We start from the raw sequence: 25,126 nt of genomic DNA on the forward strand, positions 1-25,126 counted from the left end.
GACCACTGGTCGGTACGTTACTTTGGCGAAAGACAAGCAGCCGTAAAGCTCGTGCCCTTCGGTAAGAGAATCGCGTTGCCCGGCAGCTTCCCGATGGGATTCAGATCCAGCTTTTTGCCGTCTGGCCCAAGGATCAAGCACCCGATCGCTTCCGGGTGTAGCACAGTGGAATCCGAGGCGGCCGTAGTCTTGACAGAGACTTCCGGTGCATGCGGGGCCAAGGCCGCAGCGGCGATCACCATGCACAGCCCCAGAAACATCCCGACGTTCAACACCAAGTCCGTGTAACGGCTTGTCGTCTTCAACCTGCGGAACGCAATCGACATCAGCAAGGCAACCAGCAGTCCGGACAGACTGGCAAGCAACTGTATGGCGATGATTTCGTTCGTTTGCGTCTGGCGAATGTGCTGGCCAAGCCCCCACGACAGCCCGAACGCGTTCCAGACGATCAGCGAGATGAACAACGCGATACCCGTCGGATGCCGGCGAGTCACGTCGATCACACGTGCCGGTGCAGACATGAACGCAAGGACACTCAGGTCGGCCAGCGCGGCAGAAAGCATCCAAAGCGGAGACCAATTCGCCCAATGATGCAGAACAACCGGGATAGCAGCGCAGCCCAGCAACCACGCCAGGAACTGATCCTTCGGAAGCGACCGATTCTGGTAATGCTGCTTGACACTGCCCTCGAGCATCGCGATTACCGGAACGAGCAGTAATCCGAGCCAGAAGTACAGCATTCCGGAGGCAAAGTGCTCGAACTGCGTTGGCATATTCGGCCCCAGACCCAGCTCCACTTGCCGCAGGCTCGTGATTGGCTCGAAGGATCGCGCGAGGCCTCTATGCGCCATGGTCACTGCTGCGGCTGCCCCCCAGATGATCCAACGGAAAACGAGAGATTTTTTGGTCATATTGCGTGTCGTAGTAAGTCTTAGGCTCTGTAAGGCATCGGCGCAGCCGAACCGGGGATTCGTTTCGACGCGACACCGTCTGCCAGCGGGATGGCGAATGAATTCCGCCCTTCACCCCTGCTTTTTCACGGGTGCGGAGCCATTCGGCGGCCTCGCCTGAAGGGGTTGGACGACGTGGTAGCCAATACCAAACCAACCCTGCTTTTCCTGAACAACACACGTCGGCGTCGATCCCGGCGCGAGTCAAGCTAGTTGTCGTCTCGGTCATGCTGCCAATGGCTCTATATCGGTCGAGCGCGTATACGTTTTGACGATGCAGTCGCGCTCGGGGTTCAGTGTTACCGCGCCGATAGGCGTCCAGTTCCGGGTGGCGCCCGACCAGCGCCGCGGATTTCGTTCTCGCGCCTGGAGATATACCTCGTGACGGGCGGCAAGGATCGCGGCATCTTCACCCGCATGACGCTGGGCGGGACTGACGTAGCGGATGCCACTGTGCCGGTGATCATGGTTGTACCAATGCACGAAGTGCGAAGCCCAGCGGCGAGCCTCATCGAGGTTGGCAAAGCCCTTGTCGGGGAACTCGGGGCGGTACTTCGCCGTGCGGAACAGGCTTTCGACGTAGGCGTTGTCATCGCTCACGCGCGGGCGCGAGTACGAAGGCTTGACACCCAGCCAGTTCAACATCGCCAGGACAGTCGTGGCTTTGAGGGTCGAGCCATTGTCGCCGTGCAGCACCGGCCTGGTCGCCATGGCATGGATGCCTTCGGCCAGCGCCGTACGCTTGACCAGATGCGCCGCATGGTCGGCGTCGTCACTGTCGTGCACTTCGAAGCCCACGATCTTCCGGCTGTACACGTCCAGAATCAGGTACAAATAAAACCAGCGCCCCACGATCTCGGCAGGCAAGTACGTCATGTCCCAACACCACAGCTGGCGCGGTGCAGTGGCGATATGCGTGGTTGGCGGGCGGCTCTTGCGCGGTGCCTTGGCGCGGCCCCGGTGCTGGTTCTGCCCATGCTCGCGCAGTACGCGCTGGAAGCTCGATTCGCTGGCCAGATACACGCCTTCGTCGGCCAGCATCGGGACGATGCGCGCCGGGGGCATGTCGGCAAAGCGCGGCTCGTTGGCCACCTGCAGAATCTGCTCGCGCTCGGTGGGTGTCAGCGCGTGGGCCGGTGTCGGCCGCACCGCGCCGGGTCTGCCATCACCCGATACGAGCCCATGGTTGGCCTTCCAGCGCTGCAGGCTGCGCTCGTCGATGCCGGCGACCTCACAGGCCTGCGCCAGCCGCGCACCGGCCTGTTGAGCCGCTTCAATGTCCTGGGCCAGGGTCTGGCGATCTTCGAGCCCGATCATTCGTCCTCGCTTCTGTTCTTGTTGAAGATCGCCTCGACTTTTTTTGACAGCACCAGCAGCGCTGCCGTCTCAGCCAGCGCTTTGTCCTTGCGGCGCAGCTCGCGCTCGAGTTCCTTGATGCGCCGACGGTCTTCCTTGGTCTGCTGCGGGCTGGCGCGCTTCTCCGCGGGTTCGGCAAGCGCTTGCGTTGCGCTGTCACGCCATTGCTGTAGTTGCTGTGGATACACGCCGTGTTCGCGGCACCAGGCGCTGCGGGTGGCCTCGTCCATGGCTGCCGTGGTAATGACTGCCTCCAGCCGAGCCGCTGCCGTCCAGCTGCGTTCTCGCGCCGGCTTGGCCAGTTCCTCACCGCGCCAGCGTTCCAACGTATCTGTGCTCACCCCAATCTCCCGAGCCACCACCTCCAGCGGGGCGCTCTCCGGCGGCAGCAACCGCGCCACCGCTCTGTCCTTAAAACCTTGTCCGTATCGAGCCAACTTGTTCTCTCATCATCGCCCCCTTGTTGCGGAAATCGGTGGCAAGGGGGCCGTCGCCTTCGGCGACGGCAACCCACCACCATCTACGAAACTTGAATTCAGGAAAGATTCAAGTTTCTATCGGGGCGACAACTATTTTGCCGCGGGGGGATCCGGTGCAAGGCTTTGCCGCACCCACGCCACTCTGGTATCCGAACGCGTACGCGAAGTACGCCACGGCGCCCCACCCGAAGATGGTTGCAAATGCGCCCAGGCCGCTCAGTCCATCCCAGCTATCGAAATCGTCGAAGATCATGCCGTTGAGTACTTCAGCGTTGTTCGACGCGCAATTGGATCGCGCCGAGTTGGAAAGTTTTTCCGCTTGCGCTTGGTTCGGAGTCGGCTACCTCGATCGAGGTGAGGTAGCCACCTCCTTGAGCCGAGAAAACAATCAGCGCGCCGGAATCACCAGCTTCTGCCCGACCAGGATCAAATTCGGATTCGGAATGTTGTTCCGGGTCTGAATTTCACGGTACCGCTGACCGTCGCCCAGCTGGTTGGACGCGATCAGGTTGAGCGTGTCTCGCTGGCGCACCGTGTAGGCGTGCTCGCCGGCGCCCGCGGCCCTGGTCTGCGTCTGGTTGCTGATGAAGTACTTGCGCAGCAGATCGAGATAGGCGGGCGACTGCTTGACCTTCGCGATCGCAGCATTCAAGTAGATCAGCAGCTCCTGGTCTTGTGCGCGCACGCCGATCTTGTAAGCGATGTTCGAGCCGTCGAGCTTCGTGATCGCAAACCGCAGGTCCGAGCCCTTGATCGAATCGACCGCAAACGGGTAGTCGTAAATGAATGCGTCCACTGCACCGCTGTCCACACTCTTCTGGATGAAGGCGGGATCGGAATCGTCTTCCTCGACAACCGTCGTGTTCGGATACTGGCTCGTCACGAAGGCGCGTACGTCCGGATCGCCTTTGAGGATACCAACGCGCTTGCCTGCGAGATCTGCCGCCGTGCGAATCGGTGAACCCGAGCGCACGATCAGCGAGTAGCCGAAGTCATCGATGTAGGGAACCGTGTACACGACCCCTTGAACCGGACGATTGTCCTGGAACGTCAGACCGTCCATCGCGATATCGACGCCATGATTGCCGTCCGTATCGTTCGAAAGCAGTTGCTTGGGCACACCCGCGTACGTATCGACCTCGTGATGCATGTCGACCTGCACCTGCTTCCCATCAGGACTGAAGGATGGGTCGGCGAAAAGCAACTTGGCGAAATCGACATTGAAGCCGTGAGCCGGGCCGCCGTTCTCGTCGTCGTAGAACGGTGCGCTCGGGTTCTGGACAGAGACCCTCACGAGGCCGTTCTTGGTGATCGCCTTGAGCGTGTCCGAGTCCGGTTTATAACCGCCAGGCAAGGCCACCGTATTGGCCGCCGGCGCCCGTGCCACAGCCGCTGCTGCGGAGCTCGCGTCGAATCCGCTCGGCGTACCTTGAGTCTGAATGCTGGCCGATTGCTGACCGCCCGTCAGCTTCGACAGGCCGCCCTGCTGGAAAAGCCAAACCACGCCAATGACCACGATGAACGCGGCGGCGCCGAGAATTTTCCCGATATTCTTCATGTTTCCTCGCTAGGTCGTTGTGGTACGTTTTACTGCTGCGGGCGTTGCGAAGGCAACGACACGCGCGGATCGGTCGCGATCGCCGTTTGCGTGTCTTGTGCAAGCGCGGCCTGCTGCGCCTGCTTGACTTCCGGGTTGTCGAGCAGAGCCGTTTCCATCTGGCTGAATGCCATGTTGACGGACTTCATGACGGAATCGATCGACGCGTCGGTCTTGATTTGCTCGAACGTGTTGCCCGACTGCTGACCGGCGACCTTGTTCATGCGCTGCGCGGCTTGCGACATGTCCCACATCGCCTTGGCTCGGTCGATCGCATGCGCGAAATTGTCGAGCTCCGCGTTCACCTGTTTGTAGCGATCCTCACGGAAATGCAAAAGCTGCTGCATCGTGGCGAGTTGCGCACGGAAGCGCGGCGCATCGTCCGGATACTGCTTTTCGAACACGCCGACCTTGTCCTGGAAGTTCTTGACCTCCGTACGGAACAGGGTGATGCGGTCGGCGAAATCCGAGGCCGCACGCCGCTTATCGGCGAGTTGGTTGATCAGCGTTTCGATCGGGTTGGCCATCGCTTCGGCGACGACCATTTTGACCTGCGTGTTGCGCAGTTTCATCTCGACCACCGGCCCGAAATAGATCGCCGCCAAACCTACAGCACCTGCGGCAATCAGGGCCAACAGCCCCTTCAGCAGTAGCAGTGCCGCCGGCGCCGCAATCGCCACCCCGGCAGCGATCACGATCCACTTGACGATCTTGGCTTTGCGAGCCGTTTCGGGGCTTACATTCGGAATGAAAGAGTTCATTGAGGCTCCTCGGTTTATCTGATTCGGATTGATTCTAAAAACTGACTTCGCCTTTTCAAGGGGCGACGTGTGCCTGCTTTAGTCGGGAAGCCTGAATCCCGGGAGTCCTCCCTTTGGCTCTGCCATATCCCTTCCGGACAAGAAGCTAACAGTGTGCCGCGCCGAAGCGACGTTGCCCATGAGATCAACGCAGGTGTTAACGGCAGATTTGCGGAGAAATTGAAGCCCATGCATCCTGCAAGTTCTCACCCTTCCCGGACGCTCCATGATCAGGCCCATCGGAAACGCCGTACTGCATGGATCGCCACCCCCTCTTCTCGTTCGACTTGGTCCGCCGGAAGCCAGTGCTCTCCACGTTCCAGTTGGGAAATGATGTCCCATTGTTGGATCTCAAATGCGATGCTCGGATCGGTTCGGGCACCGTTGACGACCGGGTAGAGGTACCAGAACTCCGGGAACTGGTTCTCGCGCTCGAGTCGGAACCGTAGCTCGCCGTCGATCAGAATGTCGTAGTTCCCCGTCGCGTCGTGCTCGTAGCACACGCGATCAGCGTACTTGCCGGAACTCGCACGACTGCGGATGACGGGTTTTCGGGTAGATACAGGCATTCGAGCCTTGCGATTGGATAGTGTCGACTCATTGTGTCGGGCGACGCTTCCAGTTCAAGCCCCGACAAAAAATCGGCCCCAGGCTGAGTACGGGGATACCAGCGTGGGGCCCAAGGGCAATCGACGTATTGACGTCGAATCGAGGGACGGCAATGAAGATCCGTCGAGATGATCCTACCACAAATTTCGCTCTATACTTCCTGATGGGAAGTAGACGGAAGGATTTTTCCAGCTCGGGCAGGGCGAAAAAAATGCCCGGCTGGGGTTTCCAGACCGGGCATCCGTCCGTGCTTCCTTTAACTTCCTACCACTTACGGGAGAAGCGGTTCCAATATACACATGAACTTCAGACCCCTCCAAATAGTTTTTCGAGATCGCACAAAATTTTCCATTAGATTCCCGTCAGGAAGCGCGTGAGAATTCCAACGCTCCGACGCGTGGTGCCTTGCTGCGCAGCAGGCCGATGCTATCCTCGTTGCCATGCCAAGTACGTCCCCTTCCCCGCTTGCTATTGTCGGCCGTCTCAGCATTCCGCCCGCGGCGCTTGAACACCGCTTCACCGTCGAGGCGCTGGCGGTCGCGCATTCCCGCGAATCCCAGGATCTTGAGCGCGTGATCGGAACCGACAACACCGGACGCTGCGAACTGTACGGGTGGGCGCCGCATGTAGCCCCACATGCCGACGGGTTCGGCTTTGTCTACCTCGTCTGCCTGAATGACGGGAAAACGTCGATCTGTGTCCGGGATACTTCCGACGCGGTGTACGAGGTGTTTGCGCCTGCCGGCGCCATAATACGGCTCGACGATCGGATGGAGCATTGGACGTCGGATACGGCCGCGCGTGTTGCGCCTTCGTCGGCCATTTTCCCGAACCTGACGACGAAGCTGCGATCGCTCAGCTCGAAGCCGGCATCGCCGCCCTAGCCACGGGGCTCTATGCGGGATCGCCGCGCGTGCGGGACGGTTTCCGCGTTCTGCTGGATGACGAGTGCTGGTCGGCCGCAACGCTTGACGACGATCTCGAAACGACGCAACTGCAGGAAGCAGAGACCGCGGGGCGCTGGATCGAGATGTGCTCGCATTGCGGCAAACCCGCCGTCAGGCCGGATCCGAAATGGCCGTACAGCATGGCACTGTCTCGATGCTTGAAGCATCTGACTGGCCGCTGACAACCGATGGGCTTACAGTTGTTCTGCCGGCTGGCCGGCCATGAGAATGGCAGCATGCCTGTTCTGGTGGACCTCGCTACGCCCCTTGTCCGCCAGCGCGGACAGGAACGTTCGATCGTCCATCCTGAACCGGCATAGCAGTTGGTTGATATTCGCGACCTTGACGACCTGGGCGATTGTCAGAGTGCCCAGGATATCAGCCACCTCCGCAGAGATCCCCAGCCGGAACATTCCGGCGTCGCGGTCCTCGCGCAGCATACGTTGCGCGAGCAAGAGATAAGACATGTTCAGTTCCCGAATCTCGGTCGGGATGTCGTAATTCGATTGCATGGCCGGTGCTGTACCTGATTGAGCGCGTAACCCGTCTCTACAGGTCCGCTGTTTCGGGGTAGCCGCGCTTTCGAGTGGCGCAGGTCAGGTGAGATTTTTCAGGAACCGATGCTATACGAATTTCTTGTTGGGAAGTTATATCAGGAGGAAACTTTTGTCAGAATTACAACGTGAACGCCGCATCTCTCTGTTGAAGTTCCTTCCAAGAACTCAGTTTTTAGCCGCGAGCACTGTGTTTGCGCGACGGTACTTCACAACACGATCGAGATCCCGCTGCGTCTGATTTTGAATTCGCGACAGATCGCTGTTGTCGCCGATATCGCGGAGCTTGACCTTCCTGCCCGATTGGATCCGTCGCGGCCCGCCGGATGAAGTCGCCGTAGCTCTCCCCCGGAAGCCGCGTCACGCATACGATCGCGTCGACGACACGCGCGGAAAAACCTTCTTCCCGCAGCCTCGCTGCCGTCCACACTCCCCGGTTGTCTTCGATCACGTCATGGAGCGCACCAACCATGCGCTCGTCGTCGATGTCCCCCGCGAGCATGACACGCATCGGATCCAGGACGTAGGATTGCCGCCCTTGTCCACCTGTCCTGAATGGACCTCGACCATGATCTGGATTGCGCGCTCGAGCGTCGCCATGGAGTTCTACTAGACGCCCGTCAGACACTTGCCGATGGCCGCACCGGCGCACCACGCTTGACGAAGAATTTGTCGACCCGTGCGTCGATGCCGGCCCGGTAGCGTTGGAGCTTCGCGGCATTTGCCGCTTGCCATTCCAGATCGAATGGCTGCAGAACGGTCGAATCTATCCGGTGGGCGATCAAGTAGTACACCACTGCCCTGACCTTCTTCCCCTTCTCATTGGCGTAATAACGCGCCAGCTTCACTGCGTTACGCGCCGCCGGCCTGTACGACTTGTCCTTGTGCGCCCGAAAACCGCCGCACTTGCGCTTGGCCGCGAGGATCTGGTCCTTGTCCGATACCCAGAAGCGGCCGGACCAGCCAACATACCCGGCCGTGTCGATCGACCACGTTCCATTGCGGAACTCCGCTTCCACGGCGTTTCCGTTCCTGTCCTTCAGTCGATATTTCCCGGTCAGGCTCGGCTTGACCTCGAAGCTGAAATGGCCTGCTTGTTCTTTCCACTGCACGGTATCTTTCCTCTCACTATTTCCGCTCGTCACTTTCGGCATTGGTCCGCCGATAGCTCCTGAAGGTGCGCCACATCAGGCCAGCCTTGCACGCTCGGCCAAGACAACAAACACGAACGCCAGCAGACCATATCAGCCTATCACGCAAGGTTCCAGGTTTTACGGTCGATCAAGCGCTTGGGATACTACTCGATCGACTTTACCAGGTGACCTAGAGAAGGCTACTCAACCAGTCCTCGGCATGACTGCACCCCAGCCAGAAATCATAGGCACCACTGTCGTACGCGTTCGTGAGTTCGTCCCTTCGCGAAAACCGAGGCGTGTTGAAATACACGCCGTAATCTGCCCTACCAAGCCGATACGCGCGTGCCATCGCCCAATCTTGGCACCGGCTTCTTGCCTCTTTACTGAACGGACCGATAACATGGCTAACTAGCCAGACAACCCTGATTTTCCACCCGTACCAGATCGGGCTGTCGCGCCGAGACCGTAGCTTCTGAATGTTCATGAGGTTGCTCCTTCAAGTTCGTGGGACTCGGGGTTCATTGCGCAGCGTCGATTCGAATCAACCGCGAAAACTAGATGTGCGGATAATCCCGTGACGGTCGTGGGACTCGCCTTCTTTGTGCGGATCAGCACTTCATACCGTTCCTGAATGGCCCCCGCTGTCGTGTATTCGATGTCGATTCCGACCGCGGCCGCAACGTCGCGCCTGACGTCGGCCAGCAACTCTGCGTCGGACTGGTTCGGAATGGCATGCGGCCATCCAGGGCTGTACAGCAGATGCCGAGGGATGCGCGCCTCGGCTTCCTGCCGAGCGCTCGCTGCAACCTTCGCTGCGGTGGCCCGATCTCGCTGATCCGCCGACAGAAGTTGCGGCGCGACATCAGACAGCCAGCGGCTACCTTGAAAAGCGAATGTCGATACACACTCGAGTTCGACCATCTCGCGATAGAGATCGGCATTGTCCGCGCACGTCGACGCCGCCAACAGATCAGCCTCTGAACTCATGATGCAGTACGCGCACGAGACACGAGATGTCCCATAGATGGTGTAGGCCTCGTGCAGAGAGAGGTTATGGCGCTGGATAATAGCCATCACATCGCCGGCCTTCCACTCGATGATCGGATTCCAGGACAATCCCGGCGCATTCTTGCGTTCCAGCTTTGCCATGGGAGCCGACACCGGCATCCGCTGACGCGCGGGACTCTCCTCGCGCCGGACGCCAGTCGCGCTGACGATCGGCAAACCCGGGAAGCGCTTGCGCAACTCGCTCGCGATGGGCGCGGACTTCAGCTCGGACGTGCAGAAGCGCATGGACGGCGTGCTCCACGGCAGCACGAGCTTGACGCATTCGAGTTGCTGGTAGCGGCCGAGGTTTGCCGCCCAGCGGCCCTGCCAGCGAGCCAGCATATCGCCCGCTGCCCTTCGCGCGATCAGCAGTTCATAGTCGAGATACTCGGCGAGACGCTCGCAGACCGGCAGGCTGTCACGCCATTCGACGCGACCGAGATCAGCGTGGACCAGGACGCGCGGGCCTATATGCCCGATCGCGTTCAGATATTCGTGCGTCGCGAGCGCGCAGGCCTGGCTGTCTCGCCCGCCCGACACGCCGATCGCGCATACGGCGCCGGCGGCAAGAAGCGCATCGACTTCGGGAGTTTCAGCGACAGGGAGCTGGTTCGGGGCTGGGATCATGAGCTTGTTTCAGAAAATGGCCAAAACTGAAACAAGGATGCCTGTACCTCACGCTTATTCTAGTGGGCAGGAACAGGTGAAGCCGCGCGTCAAGAAGCGCTGCCTTCCAGATCGGATTTCTCCACGGTGACGTCCATACGGATGGATCCGAACAGTCCGCGTGCCAGTGTGCGCGTCGATTCCCGATCGAGACCGCTCACGGAAATCTTGCGCCCGTCGACGCCAATCGTCATGTCGTAACCGCCATCCTCGCTCTGGCCGAGCTCGTCCAGTGTCCCCTGAATGGCCAGCGTTGCGACCGGCATCATTCGCACCCGCTGCTCAAGGGTTTCGAGCCGCTTCAACAGAGCAATAATCGCCTCCGGGTTGAATGCCTCCATAAATGCCATGTCTTCCGCGGAGATCCGGATGTCGGCCGTGTTCTCGCCTGGAATCATGTAGGCTTGCGCCACGCCGCCGTCCGGACCATCGGCCGCAGTCAGCCGGCGCACGCTGTTGGACGTCCACCACTTCCATCGACCCTGGGTCGCGGCTTCCGCGAGCCGGAGAAGCCGGGCGACGTCGACCTGGTCATGTTGATTCGGCTTTGCAGTCTTCGGCTCGGTCATCGGTTGATCCTTATCTTTCGCTCTTCATCGGGGCGATCCGGCCGGTGAAAGTGACACGAGCCAGATATGGAGCGACCTGCTCGGCTTTCATCGTCGCGGCTCGCGCAAGCTGCTGCGCGAATTCATCCAGCAATTCGTGGTTCGCCGTGAAGAACGCGGCGAGCTCGGCGTCCTGTTCATCCCGGAGAGCCTTCAGGACCTGCCGGTTGTGGGCGACTTGGGCATCTTCCTCGGGGCTCTTGAAGTAGGTCTCGTTACCCAGGCCGCCGCCGAGGTATCGGGTTGCGATGTGCATCCACTCCTCATTGTCGCTCTGACCACCGAGCGAACGTTCCCCGAAAATTTCCTTCTCGGCGCAAATGCCGGCCCGGTAGACGATCATACGCAGATAGGCCACGGACTCGGTCGTCTTGAGGTCGACGGCCGCATGCCGCACATACCCGGCAAACACGTCGGTCGGCGCCAGCATCGTCATGACTGACACTTCGAAGTCGTCCGGTAATTCCGGAAGCACTGCGTAAATCAGTGCATGCCCTGCCTCGTGAACGCTCGTACTGCGGATATCCTCGACCGGAACCGGCACGCGCGGAGGAGCAAACTGCGCCGCAGCCGACGCCCAACCGATTCTGTAGAGAGACGTCGTCGACGTTGGACGGCTGGTAGCAAAGAACACTGCAGCCAATCCGAGGACGGCGAACACGATTTCGAGTGCCGTACGAGGCGATGCCAGCGTGACATCAATGAGGGAATCGATCTGCGGCCCGAACATGCGGATGCTTCCGAGCAGGAAGAACAGCGCGCAGATCCGTTCCACGGAACGCGCCGCAAAACTCCAGATGTTCGCGTCCCGACCGTCACGCACGAGACTGAAGATTGCCCACTGCGCAATCCACAGCGACCCGATCGTCTTTGCCCATTGGTAGACGGTCAGGACGGACGGGGAAAGACCGCTGGCCGCCGGCCCGATCATGCTCAAGAGCGTCGCCATGACGATCATGAGGACGGTCAGGACGTCGCCAAGCCTCCCATCTTCGCGCCAGCCCTGCACCTGTTTACGCAACCCTTGCAGCTTCTCGACCACGATTCCCATGTTCACTTTCCCCCGTTGTTCTGCTGATCTTCGTCCTCGCCCAGCGGTCGGGCCGCGAACGCCTGCATGCGCGCGGCCTCTTCCGGGTCGACCTTGCCAAGCGCCTTGATGACCGACCAGCGACCATCCTGATACATGATCTTCTTGGCCTTCCGCAGCGCCTGAACACGACGGTCGAGCACGAGATCGTACTGGCTGGCACCCGTAGCCTCGGCGATGCGCTTGCACTCCACTTCGATACCTTCCACCAGCATCTTGCGGTAGGTGTTTTGCCCGGTCTCGATCGCGTGGAGAATCATCGAATCGAGCTTCGCGTAGGTCGTGGTCATTGCGAGTCCTAGAGCAGCTCGTATTTTTCCATCAGTTCGAGCTTCCGGCGTTCCTTGCGGCGCCGATCCTCGCGCGATTCTTCGGTAGGGACGATATCGCGTTTCGCCGCGAGCGTCGCGTCGTATCGCTCCGTCTCGGCGACCAGCTTGAAGAGCTCCCTCAGTTCATTCTTTGCTTGCGTGAACATTTCGGTTCCTGCGTGTCAGGGTTGAGAAGTCTTACGCGACCAGACAGACGTGGTCCGCGATCTCCGAATACGACATTCCGCCATCGTAGTAGTCCTGCAGCGATCGCTCGTTCTCGCGCACGTACGCTTCGGCCTTCGCCGGGACGTTCATGCCGACTTCGCGCATCGCCTTGAGCTCGCAGAGGACGTTCGGCAAGACGTCCTGCTCGGGGATGTTGCCGGTGGTCGCGACCTGGGTAGCATTCTGGCCCATTTTCTAAATATCCGGAGATTGCCTAAACGGCGTGATCGAATTTTAGTGCAGGTTTTCGCCCCAGCCGTGCGCGGCCGGATCAATGACCGGACAGGCCTGCCGGACGAGCCTGTCAAACTCGCAGTCAATCTCGATCCAGTCGTCGGCGTCGGCGAAAATAAGCCGGCCGCGATCAGCAGCGCCGATGTAGCGCACCAGATTGCCGTGGATCTCGAACTCGTCGCCTTGCGAATCGAGATCCAGGAAGGTGCAACAGTACATCGCGCCGACTTCGAGAGCATTGCCCGCGTGGTCCGTGATCACTGCAACCGGCGCATGCACGGGAGCGGTTGTTTCCGTGGGCACCATACGGACGTGGTTCAATTCGTTCATGGATGTCCTGTTGGTTGGTGGCTGACTTGCCATGCGCCCACTATAGCGGCGCGGATACCCCATACAAGAGCCCGCGAAACTCGCATTCCCCGGCTTTCCCTCGACCACTTGAGGTGTCAATTCCTGTTCGGAATTAGGTGAGCTTTTTCGGGAATCAGATCACGCAGTATTCGGTCCGGGCCCGCGTGCCGGACCTTGAATGGCGCGCGCCTCCTGGGATAATCCGTCCATACCCGATCACGAGGAACGGAATTCACCATGCATCTCGCTCACACCGATCAGCGCCGGATCACGGCACGCGCCGCCGGAGCCCTGCCACCCGGCTCCATTCTCGGCTCGGTCCAGGTTCCTGGTCACGTCATTCGCCTCTCTGACCAGTTGGCTGGCGAGTTCTACACCGCCGCCGAGGAAATCGAGTTCTGCGGCGATCAGGTCGAGACCTTCGCGATCCCGCCGTGGGCCAGCCGCGACGGTGCCGCGTGGCTTCCGGATCTCGCCGCGCTCGGCTACCGCCGCGCTGACAGCGGCTTCCGGGGCCGTGAGGAACTGCTCGTGGCGACCGCGGACGTAGACATGCACACCGACGACGAGGGCCTGGTGCTGATGGTAGTGCTGCACAACGACGGTCTAACCTTCCGACAAGGAAAGGTTCGCCACAAGCCGAAGGCGGGTGAGTGCTTCATCTTCGACGATCGTCTGCCTCACGGCGTTGATGAGGCGCCCGGCCGGGCAGCGTTTCTCGGCTGGAACATCCCGATCGTGCCGCTCTGATCGACGGCTATCGCTCCCCATTTTCGAGAGGAACACGATGAAACAACAGGACATCAAGGTCGGCAGCATCTATACCGACGGTAAGGCGGGCCTGCGCCGGGTAACGGCTGCTGGTCCGCAATACAAGCTGTACGACGGCCAGGAGGAAACGGACTGCCTCCAATACGAGGTCATCGCGAGCGCGGCGGCAGGGTCCGTTGTCGAGCGTGGCAAGTCGCCCGACGGTAATCCGCTCGCCCACTCCACACGCCAGTCGTTCGCGGCATGGGCGAAGGCCGAAGTGCCGGCCGACCAGGTCGTGCAGAAAATCGCTGAGTTCGGCGCCAAGCGCGTCAAGCTCACGCCCCCTCAGGCCAAGCTTATGCGCACCTTCGACCCGGCTGACGAGATCAAGACGGGCACGAACTGGTGCTGTGAGCCGGACGAGCTACGCCCGGCTCGCGCGTGCCAGGACAAGGGCCTGCTCACAATCGACGGCGAGCCGGGCCGCGGCGAGCATTTCGAGGTCAAGCTGACGCTCCTCGGCATCGAGGTCGTGCGGCTCATGACGACTGGCGTAACGGAGCCGGCGTAACCGTACTTCAACCGGCCTAAGGTCTGTCGGGACACAGTCCGCGTCCCGACCACACTGTTACCTGCCGGCGTTGGGGCGAGCATCAGTGCGCGCGACCACTCTCAGCAGCTCGGCCCGAATGAATTTCGGGAGCGTTTCTCCATTCCCCATCCTGATGAAGGCTGCCCGATGCTCTCGTGATCTCGAGCACAGCGCTTCCAGCTTTGCAAATGCCTCACACGACGTCCGATAGCTTTCGGTCTGGCGCACGAACTGACTCCACCAAAATTCAAACGTGGAAACTCTGCGCCGCAGTAGAGCGGCCGCGATCAGATGGTCTCTGACCTCGCGCTCTTCTGGCGGAATGCTGCCCACTGCAAAGTGATCGAAGGGTTCGGTCACATACCTCTCATCAAGAGGAGTGTCCATGTGCCGAGTCCGCTGACCGTCTTGCATAAAGGTCAGACTCGGATCGAACGGTTCCTGAGCGTATTCCCACGATGGTCGCGGAATAGATCCGACCGGAGGAGCGTCTGCGCCCTGTCTGTTGCCGAGGTTATGCATGGTGATGTCTTGGTTTGCCGCAACGCTTGAAGGCTCCGTGCGCCGCTTCTCTTCAGCCTTGTTCGCCCGCCGGTCGCTGGCCAGGGCGAGTCTCGTCTTCGAGTGCGCCCTTGTTTTCCGGAGACACATCTAAAGGTGCTTCGCCGTTGCGCCGCATGTCGATCTCACGCCAAACTTTCGCGCTCAGCCCGAATTCCTCCCGATAGGAAGTGATGCCCCGGTTGAATACCTGCTCGAAGCGCCTGAAATCCTCCTCCGTCTCGGCAAGCACGAGCGCCATGACGGGCTTTGCTTCCGTGTCACCGAAACCCACGCGGGGTAGAGCGTGCATTGCATAAAACGTCTGGCCCGCTGGGAGGGCGTTGCAAAATGCCTCTACCGCTTTCTTCAGTTGCGCTTCGGTCAACATGCCCTTTCCTTCTTGTTGTCTGTGGAGTGGCTAGGTTTCGACCTGGGCCACTTCGAGGTCTTTAAGCTCTTCAACGCTGACCCCGGCCGCCGAGGCCGCTCGTGCGACTGCAGCTCGAAGATCCGCTTGTTTCTCCGCTGCGGCTGCATCCACTGCGCGTAGCGGATGCAGTACCTCGCGCGGGCTGGACTAAACGTACGGACACACGACCACGCCCCTCCTACCGGATCGATTTGCTTTTAACGCCATCGTCCCACGCCTGCAGCGCAGCCGACTTTGTTCGCATCGGGGTTGCCCGGACTCCCCCCGGAAAGTGCGACTTGGTGCAGTACGCGGTCCAATACGTTGGCCCCTTCGTCACAACCGGCTGCGCTCCACATCGCGGACAGGGTTCGTTCATCGAATCCATCGTCGTTCTTCCGTCAGTGTGCCGGAACGACGTAGTCCCCGTTGGGGCGCTTGACGACCGTCGCTGGCATTCCGTCGTGCTCGCGGTGTTCGACGGTCCACGTTTCCACCACTCGCTCACCACCAGTCAGAAACTGGACCCGCACGGTGTTCGTGCCTGGTTTGACGACGACGCATCCGGTGAACGGGCGAAGGCTATCATCCGGACGGCCTCCGATCCAATAGTCCTTCCACGGACGAGGATCATCAGGGCAAGGATCGAAACCGAAAATCGCAGTCTCATGACCGTCAATCTGCACCTTGTATCCCGGCTGAATGATGATGTCAGGGTTACCCATACCGGATTGGACCATGACTTCACGAGCCAGATCCCGCGCGTACGGAAACGCGATGGCCAATACAACGATAAGGCCGGTGATGCCTACTGCCGCGTAACGTGCTCGACGCTCGAGCTTACCTAGCGCAGAAGTGAATACATTTACCATGTCGATCCTACCTTCCCCATTCCTTACCGAATTGACTGCGATCACCCGATTGACCTGATGATTTCTCGGCATCTCTCAACTCCTGTCAGGGACTATCGGCACACGACCAAATTTTGCCAGCCCGTTCCCACGAATCTAGACAACGCAGCGTGCCGAACCGATCGTTTTTCCGGTCTGGATTCGCGCCGCCAGCTATCGAGTAAAGATCACAGCGACCGCTGGCACCATGATCAACAGCCCCAATCCGATCAGGAACAACACCTTCGCCCGCCAGCCCTTGGCCAGGTCAATTCCGATTCGGTTGCTCAAAGCACCCCATACCGTTCCGACAAAGAACAGCAGCCCGCCCTTGGTCGTCTCGTGAACGCCCAGGGCCATTACCGCCAGCTCGTACACAGCAAAGACCGCCGTGCCCATCGCCGCGGCGAATGTCACATCGTTGAATGTCGGCCGGCGAAGCGTTACTCCCAGTATCTGCATGACTGACTCTTTCGGGTTGGCCGAAATTCGGCAACTACAGGTTAACGGATTCGAACGGAGCAGCCTTAAATACGAATGGCGGCCCGCACCGCGTCGCCGGCGGCCTCCTCGTAATGTCGAGCGTTCTCAGGCCTGTCGTCGCATGCGCGGCTGATCACGCTGGCAATATGCGGCACCGCGCTCCGGCCCGGCTCCCCTCCCTCAGCAGCCGTCAGTTCGGTCAGCACAGCGTCCGCGACGTTGAGGTAGTCCTGCCATCTGTATTCATTTCCCGCCGCGTCGCCCTGATGCATGGGCTGCTCGCCACAGGCCGAGCAGATTGCACCGGCCACACGATCCCGAGTTGCCTGACCGGGCTGCGTAGCGCGAAGCTTCTCCATGACCTGCTGGTAGTTCTCGTGGAGCGCTGGCCAGTCCGGACCCGGCTCGAGTGCGCCCGGATCCAGACGACCTTTGAACACGTCAAGACGAACCTGCGGATGCTTGTGGCCGACCGTTGCCAGCCAACCGGCGCACGCGAGCTCTGCGCCGACCCTCGACTGGTGGCAAGCAAAGATCCCGGCACCGATCTCCGGTCCCATCCCGCGATGGTCCGGACAGGTGGCCGCCAGATTCTCCGCCAATTCCATGTCGAATTGCGGGATGTCGGTCGCCGAGCTGTCGAGCCGCCAGGGGCACGAGGCGCACGGCTTGGCCATGTGGTGAAGCGGATTGTCAGCCATTACTTGTCGCCTTTACTGAACCTCGGCGCGGCCCGATGCTGCCACCAGCACGGCCTCTCCGTTGATCCCCGGCGCATAGCCCACGCTCCTGAGCGCGTCCAGCGTCGGATAATAGGTGAACTCCCCGAGCACTTCGGCACCGTCGCCTTCCTCATAGGATCCGCACAACATGACCGTGCGTTCCGTCACCTGGCAGGAGAGGCCCGGTCCCGGGTTCGCCACATCACGGACGAAGCCGTCTTCGTCCACGAAACACCCTTTCGGGTAGTTGGAGTTCGACATGGACGTGCCCCCCATCATGCCTTGATGTCCTGCAGGAATGCGTTGACCCGCGCCGCCATCAGCGGATCCAGTCGGCGCTCGATTGCGTCTTTCAGTTCCTGGCTGACGGCGATCTGGTAACCATGCTTACGGCCAAGCGCGAGGAAGGGTTCGTTGTCGGCGCACCACTTGACGAAACTGTCCAGCGCATCGACGCCGAGCACCTCCCCTTCGACGAGCTGCGTTTCGCGCTCGAACAGCATGTCCCCATCGCCCATTTTCGCGAGAATCACGGTCTTGCCGACCTTCGTCGGGAGCGCGGCAAACCACAGGTCGATCACGGATCCGTCGATCCTGGCTCTCAGCTTCGCGGTCTGCCGGCGGTCATCGAGCTGGTAGGTCGGATGGGACGCCACCCTGGAGTGGGTGTTATACAGGTACAGGAATGCAGTATGTGCATCCATGACGCTGAGCGAGAGGCTCAGACTGTCTCCCGGCTGCTGCTCGCCATAGGTGATGACCGCCGTGTCATTGGCGTCACTGATCTCGCATTTGGCGATGTTCCTGCCCCCTGCAAATTGGCGAAGGATCGCGGCAGGAAGCGTGGGAATTCTCTGGTCTACGTGCATTTTTCTCGTCCGGATTGAGCGTGCAGTGGCGAGACATCGCCAACCGCGTCATTATCGCTTGAGAAGTCAAACTTCCAGAATCGTGAAGTCCGGGTCGACTTCGACGAGATTGCCGAAATCGTCCTGGACCGCGAGATACGGTCCGGTGCCGTGCTCGAACACATAGGTCCACCGGATATCGAGCTTCCACTTTTCGATCTTCGCTTTTCTGTACATTGCCGAATCCTCCATTTGTCTTGACGGGCAGATCATGGGAACACATTACCGGTCCGGCGCCGGGTTTCAAGCCTCTGCGCGAAAACTCAGTTCGTTCGACATGCCTTGAATGCGCGAGCTCGCCGCGTATCTTCATGTCATGGTTCAGCGGCATACGCTGCGCCGCTGGATACGACACTGGAGAGCCTGAACATGAGCACCGAACACATCGCCCGGATTTTCGACCAGAAAGGCATCCACGCCGCCTACGACGCTGCATGCGCCAAGATCCGCCAGCAGACCGAGGAGATGAACGGCCTGTGGTCTTCGCGCTTCTTCGAGCGCCGGATTCTCGATGACGGATCGAAGAAACTCTGGCCGACTACCGAGGCACACATCAGCCGCAGCCACGATCTTTCCGATTGCGATGATGGTCCGATCCCCGAGTTCCTGTACTGCGACGTCGACGGGGAGCTATACCCTGTGACGTTGGGCAAGCAGGCGCGAATGAACAGCGACCAGGAACATCCGGTTCACTACGCATCGGCCGACATGATCGCGAACGGGAAGGTCGTCGGTCACGTCATCTACACCGACCACTGACCTCGCCGCTGTCGCGCTGACCGACTTATTCGCCGAACAGGTCCGCCTGCCCGCTGCGGGACGTCTCACCCGTGCGAACAGCCTCCTCGGCTTGAGCGACGGGCTCGACTCGGACGAGCCATTCCCTCCACGGTTCCGGCAGGGAACAGTTGATCGGTGCCCAGGCGAACAGCGGTGCGATCTCACTGTCGCGGTACCCCGCCAGTCCACAACCGATTCTTGTCACGAAGAACCGCTCGGCCGGCTTGCTCTTCGCGTATGCGATGAATTCTGCGACCGCGCCCGCGATCTGCTCGAGCGGCAGGGTCTGTTCGGGATCGTCCAGTGGCGGACGGGGATTTCCTGGCGTCGGCCGGCCATCCTTCGTCGGGACCGCATAGCTCTGGCGGCTTCTGCCTGCCGGTTTTCCTGAGGCTGCGCCAAACTTCTCGCGAGCGACAAGCGCCGCGCCTTTGCCATGCCGCGATGCAAGATTCGATCCGAACACGAAGATTTCGCCATCCTTCGGCAGGGTTCCGTCGAGATGGAAAATCCGATGTTGCCCCAGCATCCACAGCACGAAACGATCGTATGCGCCGTCGTTGGCGAGATTGAACACCGGCACGCGATGGCGACTGGCCAAGACGATTGCGGTTGCAGTTCCGCCCGTTTCGGGAGATCGAGTCGCCTCTGATTCGCACCCATCCGGCGTCCAGCAGAGGACGAACCGCGCCGGCCTGTCGAGGTTCGGCCCCAGAAACTGGCCGACGTTGCGCGAATGCAGCCGACGATCGCCTTCCTTCACCCGAGACCAGGCCGGATGCACCGTTGCCGCTACTTCGGAGTGCCTGGGTGTTGGGAATTGCGCATGATCCGCGGAATGGCTGTTGAAACCCGGCCACGGAAGCCAGATCTCCTTCGCGCCGCCGACGGCGTCGCATCCCGCCTCGAAAGCTGCATCGGCCCGATCAGCTGCGCCGGAGCGCAAGACGTAGCCAAGCGCAGAGAGGCGCCTGGCGATCGCCGTCATGCGTCTGCAGATCTCGACTGGGGTATCGGTGGAGCCGATGCCGGCATAGTAGAGCGTGTCCGCGTTTTCCATACGGCCAGCATACCTGCCCGGTAGATCCCGACAAGAGCTCGTAAGCCCTCGTTGCTGCGGGAATATCTTGACCGCTAGGTCGCGATTGCCACGCCGGCGAGAGCGACATGGTCGCCCACGCGATGCCAACCGGCATACCGCTCACCTGATGCCCGCGTGGCGGCGGGCATCAGGCAGAATTTACGCAGTCTCGATGTCGACGCGCAAGTTGTTGAACCATGCAGCGAACTCAGCGGCGTCGGTGAACACCTTGGTCAGCGCACCTTCATTGCTGATGCCGACGGTATAGCCCTCGTTGAGGAGTCCAACGATGTGCGTTTCAAAGAGAGCAGGATTCCCTTGTTTGGTAAGGGAGTCGCTGATCGTTTCTACGGAAATGGTGACTACGGGAGTGCTCATAGTTCTCTTCGTTTGATTTCACGGCGGCCGGCCGTGCGCGGGGCGCCGCTGGCACCGATTGTTTTTCCGGCCTCAGTCGAGGGCTAGTCGATCAGTCAAATGCAGGTCCCGGCATTTTTCGACATAGCGAGCAATAACGTCAACGATCCGGCGAAGATTCGTCAGGTTTGCACGTGCTGTTTCCAAGTCGGCGAGGTTCCGCTCGACCTCAAGTGGGTCCTGCATATCTTTGTTGATCCCCGCGACGATCAAGGGGTACAAATCGTGAACCTTCTCAAAATCTTTGAATGTATCCAGCTGACCGTCTGTCACGTGGCGGAGCAGATAACCGAACTCGCGAACCAACAAGCCGTCTATCGAGAGATCACGGACTGTATCGAGTTCCATTCGATTCTTGACCATCCACTCCAAGAGCTGACGTTCTCGACGCCGGGTCGATTGCTTTATCCGTCGCTCTAGCCGCCATTGGCGAGGTACATCGCCGCGTACCACCCAATGAACTATGGCGACTGTCACGATTACTGTGCCCATCACGACAAATTGGTTCATCCAGCATCCATTTGCTTTCGGCTTCGGGCCGTGCCGGGCGCTCGTGCGCCAGTTTGTTTTTCCTATCAATTCGAATTGCAGCGTCACGGCAAGGCAGGCACTCGCACCAAATCTACGGCATAGCCGTCTGCGCGCAGACGGGCGACGAGTCCATGCGGGCCAGGCAGGTGAAGGGCGCCGACGACGATTGCAGCATCACCATCATCCAGATAACCGCGCAGGCGGTCCATCCATGCGGCATTGCGTTCGTCGACCATGATGTGCCGATGCGTGGCGGCGTCGGTCGAATTGGCAAAGGAACCGTCTACGAGACGCTGTAGGGCATCAAAGTCTCCGGCATTGAAGGCTCCAGCGACCGGAGCAAGCACCGCGGCCGGATCATGGGACAGCGCCCATCTGAACCCGCGCCGCTCGATGCCCTCGGGTACCGCGAGTCGTTGACGCTGGACGAATGCGTCGTCCTCCAGATACTCAGGCTTCAGGTGGTAGTCCAGCATCGCGGATAGCGTGAGCGAAAAATCCGCTGCCTGAAACTGATTCAGGCCGCACACCGTATAAGCCACCTGATTGGCATCGCGCACTTCGGGATGTGTGAGCAGTTCGTCTGCCTGCTCGGGCGTCTTGCCAGAACAGGCAGCTCGTCGATGATACGTATCGAGCTCGGCCGCACTCAGCCCGGCAGCCCATGCAGCAGGTTCGGCACGTTTTGACGATACCGCCTCCGGTACACCGAGTTCTTCCGATGACGTCTCTCCCACATGCTCGAGGACGAAGTGCCGTTTTCCGGCAAGCACTGCCGGGGACGGCCGCAACAGCCCTTTGGCAGGGACGTGCATTACACCAATCAAGAGACTCTGTCGTCCGTTGGGGGCGGTGACCGCGAATGCAGGCACGCCCTCATCCGAATGATTAGCCAGCTGGCCGGCGCAAACTACGCGAGTGCAGCACCAAAGGAACAATACGAGCAATGTTCGCTTCATTTTTTTCCGACGGTTACTTGTTCAATGCCAGATGGAGGTAGATGAACACCATTGCGACGCTTCCTGTCAAGAATCCTGAAAGAGTCAAGGGCACCTCTGCTACGAGTCGCCCCGACACAATCCATGCACCCAGCCATAGGACGCAGGACAAGACTGCCCATCGCACGGCAAATGACTTGGCACGTGGTTTCAGCCACTCGAGGTTGGCCTCACGGCTTTGGCGATCAGCGTGACGCGTCCAGACGTTCACCGCACTCCTGTAGGCATCGCCGAACTCACCCCACGCTCCAGCCGCATTGACGTCCGCCCGTAGGGCCTCAACCGATTCACGTGATATTTCGTTCGGAGGCGTCGGTACAAAATACTGGAATATGGCCTTGATCATGTGGGCTTCCCATCTTCCTAGTCAGGCAAGAAATCATCGCTATGGGTGAACACCATCAGCTCATAGGGTGCTCCGGGCCGACATAAGAGCGAGAAGAATCCTCCGGCCGCCCGCGGATGCGGCACGAATGGGAAACCCGGCTCGCTCTCCGAGAAGGTCGGGTCCAACAGCATGCCGTCAACACTGCGTACGATTGAATGCGCAACGAATCGCACCGACGCGCCGTCAAGTTCGATCGCGAGCCACCCGCGCACGGCATGAGTGCCCGTATGAGTGGCAACCCACGCGTCGACTGCATCGTGACAGTTTGGCCGAGGCTGGGCTGCTGGTCGCACATGTTGGATCGGGCGTGCTCGCCGTGCGGCGGCAAGGCCATCAACAAGTGCGGTGGCCAGAGACTCGTTTCCGATCGGGTGTGTATGAGAGACGCACGTGCGCATGCCGTCTTTTCCTGTTTCCCGTGTGCTCAATTGCGATGCGCCTGATAGGACAAAACTTCGAAGCCGAACGGATTGGCCTCGAACTTCTTTTCACACTGGCGGTTATCGCTGACAGGACAGTCCATGGGCGACTTGAAGCCAAACCTCACGGTTGCAATACCACCCGCAAAAACGGCTCTTGCCATGCCAGGCGAGACAATATCGACGCGTTCAACTTTGGCGTGCTCGCGTTTCACTACTTCTTCCTTCACCAGCCTCTTTACAATCGGCACAGCGACGTGCTGATTTTGAGCAAGTGCCGCGTCATATGCAGTGCGATCGACAACGCCCCCGACATCCGCGGCGAAAGCCGGGCTCGTTAGCAGAGCCGCAATGAATGAGGCGATCGCGAATTTGTTCATCTTGGTCTTGCAAGTTCCGGCTACCGGCCGTTCATGCGGGGCGCTGGAGCGCCGATTTGCTTTGGCCTTGCTAGCGGGCAGGCCCTTACATTTAGCCGCACGCAAGGGCTTTTCAACCCCAACTGACTTTGTATCCGCCCGCCTGCGCCTGCTGAAAGAGGGCCACAAAACACAGTGCAACGCGCCGAATATAGTCGTCTGTCCGCCCGAAGGACACGATGCGCGGCCCCCGACCGATCGAGACGACGCCCCCGGATCGGTCAACGACTCGCACCGCCCCTTGAGTGTCGAGCGTCTCGGACGTCGCGGGTTCGCGCAGCGATTGAACGTTCGCTACCTTCAGTGCGCGACGCAGCAGCTCCCCGAGCTCGCTTGCAGACCACGAGCCGCATTGATCGGGCGCGACACCGAGAGCCTCGAGCATTGCGAACGCGTTGCTATCCACCAGTTTGATCTCCGGCAGCACGGACACCTCCTCGGTGTACTCTTCGTATCCCTCCGGCTGGTGTATAACAGTTCGAGTCGGCGCATCAGGCGCCCAAAATGTGATGCTCACGTCAACTTTTCCTGATTTCGGTCGGGCTCGCCTTGTCGGACGAGGAGGTTCGACGAACGAACGCATCCAGCCAACCCGGCCACTTGCGCAGATCAACAGAGCCGTTGGGTTCTGCCGGCTGCTGCGTCGCCCACGCATCCAGCGATCGTCTTTCTTCGTCGTTGAGGCGACTCAACATCGAAGTCGGTTCTCCGCCATTGATGATGCCCATCAGTTTGTTCGTCATGGTCATCCGCTGGTTACAGGGCACCTCGTTTGGAGAGGGCATTCCGGCTCACGCACCCTGCCAGTTGCATACTGCCGACCAGCTCTGCTGCGCTTGCCCTCTCCAAACGAGGCGGATTACTCCCGGAAGGCGATACCGCCTTCTATCGTCTTCCCAGAGCCCTTATTCGCTTTGACTCGGCGAAACACCGGTCTCCCGAGTCCGGTCCAGGGAAATCCTGGAGAATTCCTCTTGCGTCAGCGCCAGTTGCCGATACGCGTCCTTTTGGTCGGTATCGGTGGATTTCGGGATGAAGGTCTTCGATTCAATCATTGTCTCGACTCCTGTTGAATGTTCGATTTTGGGCCACGGCATCTGAATTGCCGCTACTTTGGCCAGTGCCCTTGTGCGCAATCGAGCGCCTGAACTCGCCACCCCTCCGGATTTGCAATCATGTCCCGACGGAGCTCGACCTTGCACTTCTGACCCGCGACTTGCGCATAGACAGTTGCACCGTCCCCGTGAATATCGGGAGCGCCCATCGCGATGAACTTACTGGCGAGGAACTTCTCGGCGACGCGTCCCGCACTGCTTTCTCCATCTCCGTCTGCCGCCATCGCCCCGGACCACACACTCGCCAGCGCGAGCAACACAAGCAGCTTCTTCATTCGATCATCCTCGTAGTTCGTATCTGGTGTCCCGACACCTGTTTTTGTTCGCTTAGCTTTGCGTTTGGGCTGAGCCTCGCCAGTGTTGATGCTTACTGGCGCGAAACGTTGTTTGCCGAAGTCGTCAAAGGGAAGACACCCGTCACGTAAAGCAGTCCGGCCACGCCAGCGATGATTGAGACGAGTACCGGGAAACCCATCATGCCTGGCGCCATCCACGCCGCTAACATTGGCGCGTCTTTGAGACAGCCGGGCGGAAGCGGTTTCGCGAACCATCCCAGCATCCATGCCCAGATGCCTGCACAAAATGCCAGCAGTAACAGACCCTTCAGCCGGTTCCACATATTGTTCGCCATGTCGTTCTCAGATCAATCGCAAAATCGTGTCTTGTACCGGCGTCACCAACCCGATCACCACCGAGAATCTCGAGACCATCCGCG

General features: G+C 60.0%; 39 protein-coding genes. 5 read left to right on the forward strand and 34 right to left on the reverse strand.

Annotated features, from left to right (window positions below):
- Positions 1-17 precede the first annotated feature (17 nt).
- The 6 genes from ACN8ZM_RS38945 to ACN8ZM_RS38970 form a co-directional block, all read right to left on the reverse strand.
- The gene (locus ACN8ZM_RS38945; protein ID WP_025584284.1) at positions 18-911 is read right to left on the reverse strand and encodes a hypothetical protein; all 894 of its coding nucleotides are present in this window, start codon (positions 909-911) and stop codon (positions 18-20) included.
- A gap of 264 nt (positions 912-1,175) precedes the next feature.
- A protein-coding gene (locus ACN8ZM_RS38950) for an IS3 family transposase (protein ID WP_089454866.1) occupies positions 1,176-2,743 on the reverse strand; the annotation gives its coding sequence in 2 pieces (ribosomal slippage) (positions 1,176-2,305 and positions 2,305-2,743; 1,569 coding nt in all).
- Between the two features lie 430 nt (positions 2,744-3,173).
- Positions 3,174-4,343 (reverse strand): transporter substrate-binding domain-containing protein, encoded by a 1,170-nt coding sequence (locus ACN8ZM_RS38955; RefSeq protein ID WP_235996066.1) that lies wholly within the window; start codon positions 4,341-4,343, stop codon positions 3,174-3,176.
- Between the two features lie 29 nt (positions 4,344-4,372).
- Complete coding sequence (locus tag ACN8ZM_RS38960; protein WP_025496198.1) at positions 4,373-5,143, reverse strand: hypothetical protein; 771 nt, start codon at positions 5,141-5,143, stop codon at positions 4,373-4,375.
- Between the two features lie 269 nt (positions 5,144-5,412).
- Positions 5,413-5,751 (reverse strand): hypothetical protein, encoded by a 339-nt coding sequence (locus tag ACN8ZM_RS38965; protein ID WP_025496196.1) that lies wholly within the window; start codon positions 5,749-5,751, stop codon positions 5,413-5,415.
- A gap of 402 nt (positions 5,752-6,153) precedes the next feature.
- A complete protein-coding gene (locus tag ACN8ZM_RS38970; RefSeq protein WP_025496195.1) occupies positions 6,154-6,570 on the reverse strand; it encodes a hypothetical protein in 417 nt (138 codons plus the stop codon).
- Here ACN8ZM_RS38970 and ACN8ZM_RS38975 point away from each other — a divergent pair.
- Complete coding sequence (locus tag ACN8ZM_RS38975; RefSeq protein WP_025496194.1) at positions 6,570-6,920, forward strand: hypothetical protein; 351 nt, start codon at positions 6,570-6,572, stop codon at positions 6,918-6,920. The two genes, ACN8ZM_RS38970 and ACN8ZM_RS38975, sit on opposite strands and share 1 nt — an antisense overlap.
- 12 nt (positions 6,921-6,932) lie before the next feature.
- Here the strand turns inward: ACN8ZM_RS38975 and flhD are convergent, their stop codons facing one another.
- Positions 6,933-7,250, reverse strand: a complete 318-nt coding sequence (gene flhD / locus ACN8ZM_RS38980) for a flagellar transcriptional regulator FlhD (protein WP_025496193.1) — start codon at positions 7,248-7,250, stop codon at positions 6,933-6,935.
- 328 nt (positions 7,251-7,578) lie between these two features.
- Here flhD and ACN8ZM_RS38985 point away from each other — a divergent pair, with 328 nt between their 5' ends.
- Positions 7,579-7,905, forward strand: coding sequence for a hypothetical protein (locus tag ACN8ZM_RS38985; RefSeq protein WP_025584281.1), 327 nt, complete (start codon positions 7,579-7,581; stop codon positions 7,903-7,905).
- 7 nt (positions 7,906-7,912) lie between these two features.
- Here the strand turns inward: ACN8ZM_RS38985 and ACN8ZM_RS38990 are convergent, their stop codons facing one another.
- From ACN8ZM_RS38990 to ACN8ZM_RS39025, 8 genes are all read right to left on the reverse strand, one after another.
- Positions 7,913-8,404, reverse strand: a complete 492-nt coding sequence (locus ACN8ZM_RS38990) for a hypothetical protein (RefSeq protein WP_025584279.1) — start codon at positions 8,402-8,404, stop codon at positions 7,913-7,915.
- A gap of 504 nt (positions 8,405-8,908) precedes the next feature.
- The gene (locus tag ACN8ZM_RS38995; protein ID WP_025496190.1) at positions 8,909-10,102 is read right to left on the reverse strand and encodes a phosphoadenosine phosphosulfate reductase family protein; all 1,194 of its coding nucleotides are present in this window, start codon (positions 10,100-10,102) and stop codon (positions 8,909-8,911) included.
- Positions 10,103-10,191: 89 nt separating this feature from the next.
- On the reverse strand, positions 10,192-10,710 hold the full coding sequence (locus ACN8ZM_RS39000; RefSeq protein WP_025496189.1) for a hypothetical protein: 519 nt from the start codon (positions 10,708-10,710) through the stop codon (positions 10,192-10,194).
- A 10-nt stretch (positions 10,711-10,720) separates the two neighbouring features.
- Positions 10,721-11,800: a hypothetical protein gene (locus tag ACN8ZM_RS39005; protein ID WP_025496188.1), complete on the reverse strand. Its 1,080-nt coding sequence runs from the start codon at positions 11,798-11,800 to the stop codon at positions 10,721-10,723.
- 2 nt (positions 11,801-11,802) lie between these two features.
- Positions 11,803-12,129 (reverse strand): hypothetical protein, encoded by a 327-nt coding sequence (locus ACN8ZM_RS39010; protein WP_025496187.1) that lies wholly within the window; start codon positions 12,127-12,129, stop codon positions 11,803-11,805.
- 8 nt (positions 12,130-12,137) lie between these two features.
- The gene (locus tag ACN8ZM_RS39015; RefSeq protein WP_025496186.1) at positions 12,138-12,317 is read right to left on the reverse strand and encodes a hypothetical protein; all 180 of its coding nucleotides are present in this window, start codon (positions 12,315-12,317) and stop codon (positions 12,138-12,140) included.
- Between the two features lie 31 nt (positions 12,318-12,348).
- Complete coding sequence (locus ACN8ZM_RS39020; RefSeq protein WP_025496185.1) at positions 12,349-12,570, reverse strand: hypothetical protein; 222 nt, start codon at positions 12,568-12,570, stop codon at positions 12,349-12,351.
- Positions 12,571-12,612: 42 nt separating this feature from the next.
- Positions 12,613-12,942, reverse strand: a complete 330-nt coding sequence (locus tag ACN8ZM_RS39025; RefSeq protein ID WP_025496184.1) for a hypothetical protein — start codon at positions 12,940-12,942, stop codon at positions 12,613-12,615.
- Positions 12,943-13,200: 258 nt separating this feature from the next.
- Here ACN8ZM_RS39025 and ACN8ZM_RS39030 point away from each other — a divergent pair, with 258 nt between their 5' ends.
- Complete coding sequence (locus tag ACN8ZM_RS39030; RefSeq protein ID WP_025496183.1) at positions 13,201-13,713, forward strand: hypothetical protein; 513 nt, start codon at positions 13,201-13,203, stop codon at positions 13,711-13,713.
- A 37-nt stretch (positions 13,714-13,750) separates the two neighbouring features.
- Positions 13,751-14,287 carry a hypothetical protein gene (locus ACN8ZM_RS39035; RefSeq protein ID WP_025496182.1) on the forward strand — a complete coding sequence of 179 codons (537 nt, stop codon included), beginning with the start codon at positions 13,751-13,753 and terminating at the stop codon, positions 14,285-14,287.
- A 57-nt stretch (positions 14,288-14,344) separates the two neighbouring features.
- Here the strand turns inward: ACN8ZM_RS39035 and ACN8ZM_RS39040 are convergent, their stop codons facing one another.
- The 8 genes from ACN8ZM_RS39040 to ACN8ZM_RS39075 form a co-directional block, all read right to left on the reverse strand.
- Positions 14,345-14,695, reverse strand: a complete 351-nt coding sequence (locus tag ACN8ZM_RS39040) for a hypothetical protein (protein WP_235996068.1) — start codon at positions 14,693-14,695, stop codon at positions 14,345-14,347.
- Positions 14,696-14,882: 187 nt separating this feature from the next.
- Positions 14,883-15,239 (reverse strand): hypothetical protein, encoded by a 357-nt coding sequence (locus ACN8ZM_RS39045; protein ID WP_025496180.1) that lies wholly within the window; start codon positions 15,237-15,239, stop codon positions 14,883-14,885.
- Between the two features lie 422 nt (positions 15,240-15,661).
- Entirely contained in the window at positions 15,662-16,204 is a 543-nt protein-coding gene (locus ACN8ZM_RS39050) for a hypothetical protein (RefSeq protein WP_025496179.1), read from the reverse strand.
- Positions 16,205-16,324: 120 nt separating this feature from the next.
- A complete protein-coding gene (locus tag ACN8ZM_RS39055; RefSeq protein WP_025496178.1) occupies positions 16,325-16,612 on the reverse strand; it encodes a hypothetical protein in 288 nt (95 codons plus the stop codon).
- A gap of 65 nt (positions 16,613-16,677) precedes the next feature.
- Positions 16,678-17,334 (reverse strand): DUF6283 family protein, encoded by a 657-nt coding sequence (locus ACN8ZM_RS39060; protein ID WP_025496177.1) that lies wholly within the window; start codon positions 17,332-17,334, stop codon positions 16,678-16,680.
- Positions 17,335-17,346: 12 nt separating this feature from the next.
- Positions 17,347-17,616, reverse strand: a complete 270-nt coding sequence (locus ACN8ZM_RS39065; protein ID WP_025496176.1) for a hypothetical protein — start codon at positions 17,614-17,616, stop codon at positions 17,347-17,349.
- 14 nt (positions 17,617-17,630) lie between these two features.
- The gene (locus ACN8ZM_RS39070) at positions 17,631-18,224 is read right to left on the reverse strand and encodes a hypothetical protein (RefSeq protein ID WP_025496175.1); all 594 of its coding nucleotides are present in this window, start codon (positions 18,222-18,224) and stop codon (positions 17,631-17,633) included.
- A 66-nt stretch (positions 18,225-18,290) separates the two neighbouring features.
- The gene (locus ACN8ZM_RS39075) at positions 18,291-18,440 is read right to left on the reverse strand and encodes a hypothetical protein (protein ID WP_171030067.1); all 150 of its coding nucleotides are present in this window, start codon (positions 18,438-18,440) and stop codon (positions 18,291-18,293) included.
- Between the two features lie 192 nt (positions 18,441-18,632).
- Between ACN8ZM_RS39075 and ACN8ZM_RS39080 the strand changes: the two genes are divergently transcribed.
- On the forward strand, positions 18,633-19,022 hold the full coding sequence (locus ACN8ZM_RS39080; RefSeq protein WP_025496174.1) for a hypothetical protein: 390 nt from the start codon (positions 18,633-18,635) through the stop codon (positions 19,020-19,022).
- Between the two features lie 25 nt (positions 19,023-19,047).
- Here the strand turns inward: ACN8ZM_RS39080 and ACN8ZM_RS39085 are convergent, their stop codons facing one another.
- The 11 genes from ACN8ZM_RS39085 to ACN8ZM_RS39135 all read right to left on the reverse strand — a co-directional run bounded on the left by ACN8ZM_RS39085 (position 19,048) and on the right by ACN8ZM_RS39135 (position 25,042).
- Complete coding sequence (locus ACN8ZM_RS39085; RefSeq protein ID WP_175023354.1) at positions 19,048-20,103, reverse strand: hypothetical protein; 1,056 nt, start codon at positions 20,101-20,103, stop codon at positions 19,048-19,050.
- Positions 20,104-20,283: 180 nt separating this feature from the next.
- Entirely contained in the window at positions 20,284-20,502 is a 219-nt protein-coding gene (locus tag ACN8ZM_RS39090) for a hypothetical protein (protein WP_025496173.1), read from the reverse strand.
- Positions 20,503-20,574: 72 nt separating this feature from the next.
- Positions 20,575-21,051, reverse strand: a complete 477-nt coding sequence (locus ACN8ZM_RS39095; protein ID WP_137962559.1) for a hypothetical protein — start codon at positions 21,049-21,051, stop codon at positions 20,575-20,577.
- An 83-nt stretch (positions 21,052-21,134) separates the two neighbouring features.
- Complete coding sequence (locus ACN8ZM_RS39100; RefSeq protein WP_025496775.1) at positions 21,135-22,031, reverse strand: TraB/GumN family protein; 897 nt, start codon at positions 22,029-22,031, stop codon at positions 21,135-21,137.
- A 13-nt stretch (positions 22,032-22,044) separates the two neighbouring features.
- On the reverse strand, positions 22,045-22,416 hold the full coding sequence (locus ACN8ZM_RS39105; RefSeq protein ID WP_025496774.1) for a hypothetical protein: 372 nt from the start codon (positions 22,414-22,416) through the stop codon (positions 22,045-22,047).
- Positions 22,417-22,882: 466 nt separating this feature from the next.
- Positions 22,883-23,257, reverse strand: a complete 375-nt coding sequence (locus ACN8ZM_RS39110; RefSeq protein ID WP_025496772.1) for a hypothetical protein — start codon at positions 23,255-23,257, stop codon at positions 22,883-22,885.
- 112 nt (positions 23,258-23,369) lie between these two features.
- Positions 23,370-23,813, reverse strand: a complete 444-nt coding sequence (locus ACN8ZM_RS39115) for a hypothetical protein (RefSeq protein ID WP_089454781.1) — start codon at positions 23,811-23,813, stop codon at positions 23,370-23,372.
- Between the two features lies 1 nt (position 23,814).
- Positions 23,815-24,039 carry a hypothetical protein gene (locus ACN8ZM_RS39120; protein ID WP_137962560.1) on the reverse strand — a complete coding sequence of 75 codons (225 nt, stop codon included), beginning with the start codon at positions 24,037-24,039 and terminating at the stop codon, positions 23,815-23,817.
- Between the two features lie 162 nt (positions 24,040-24,201).
- On the reverse strand, positions 24,202-24,351 hold the full coding sequence (locus tag ACN8ZM_RS39125) for a hypothetical protein (RefSeq protein WP_171030068.1): 150 nt from the start codon (positions 24,349-24,351) through the stop codon (positions 24,202-24,204).
- 53 nt (positions 24,352-24,404) lie between these two features.
- Positions 24,405-24,686: a hypothetical protein gene (locus ACN8ZM_RS39130; RefSeq protein WP_089454779.1), complete on the reverse strand. Its 282-nt coding sequence runs from the start codon at positions 24,684-24,686 to the stop codon at positions 24,405-24,407.
- Between the two features lie 92 nt (positions 24,687-24,778).
- Positions 24,779-25,042: a hypothetical protein gene (locus ACN8ZM_RS39135; RefSeq protein WP_089454778.1), complete on the reverse strand. Its 264-nt coding sequence runs from the start codon at positions 25,040-25,042 to the stop codon at positions 24,779-24,781.
- Between the last annotated feature and the right edge of the window lie 84 nt (positions 25,043-25,126).

The organism is Burkholderia aenigmatica (assembly GCF_048627025.1).
Classification (GTDB): domain Bacteria; phylum Pseudomonadota; class Gammaproteobacteria; order Burkholderiales; family Burkholderiaceae; genus Burkholderia; species Burkholderia aenigmatica.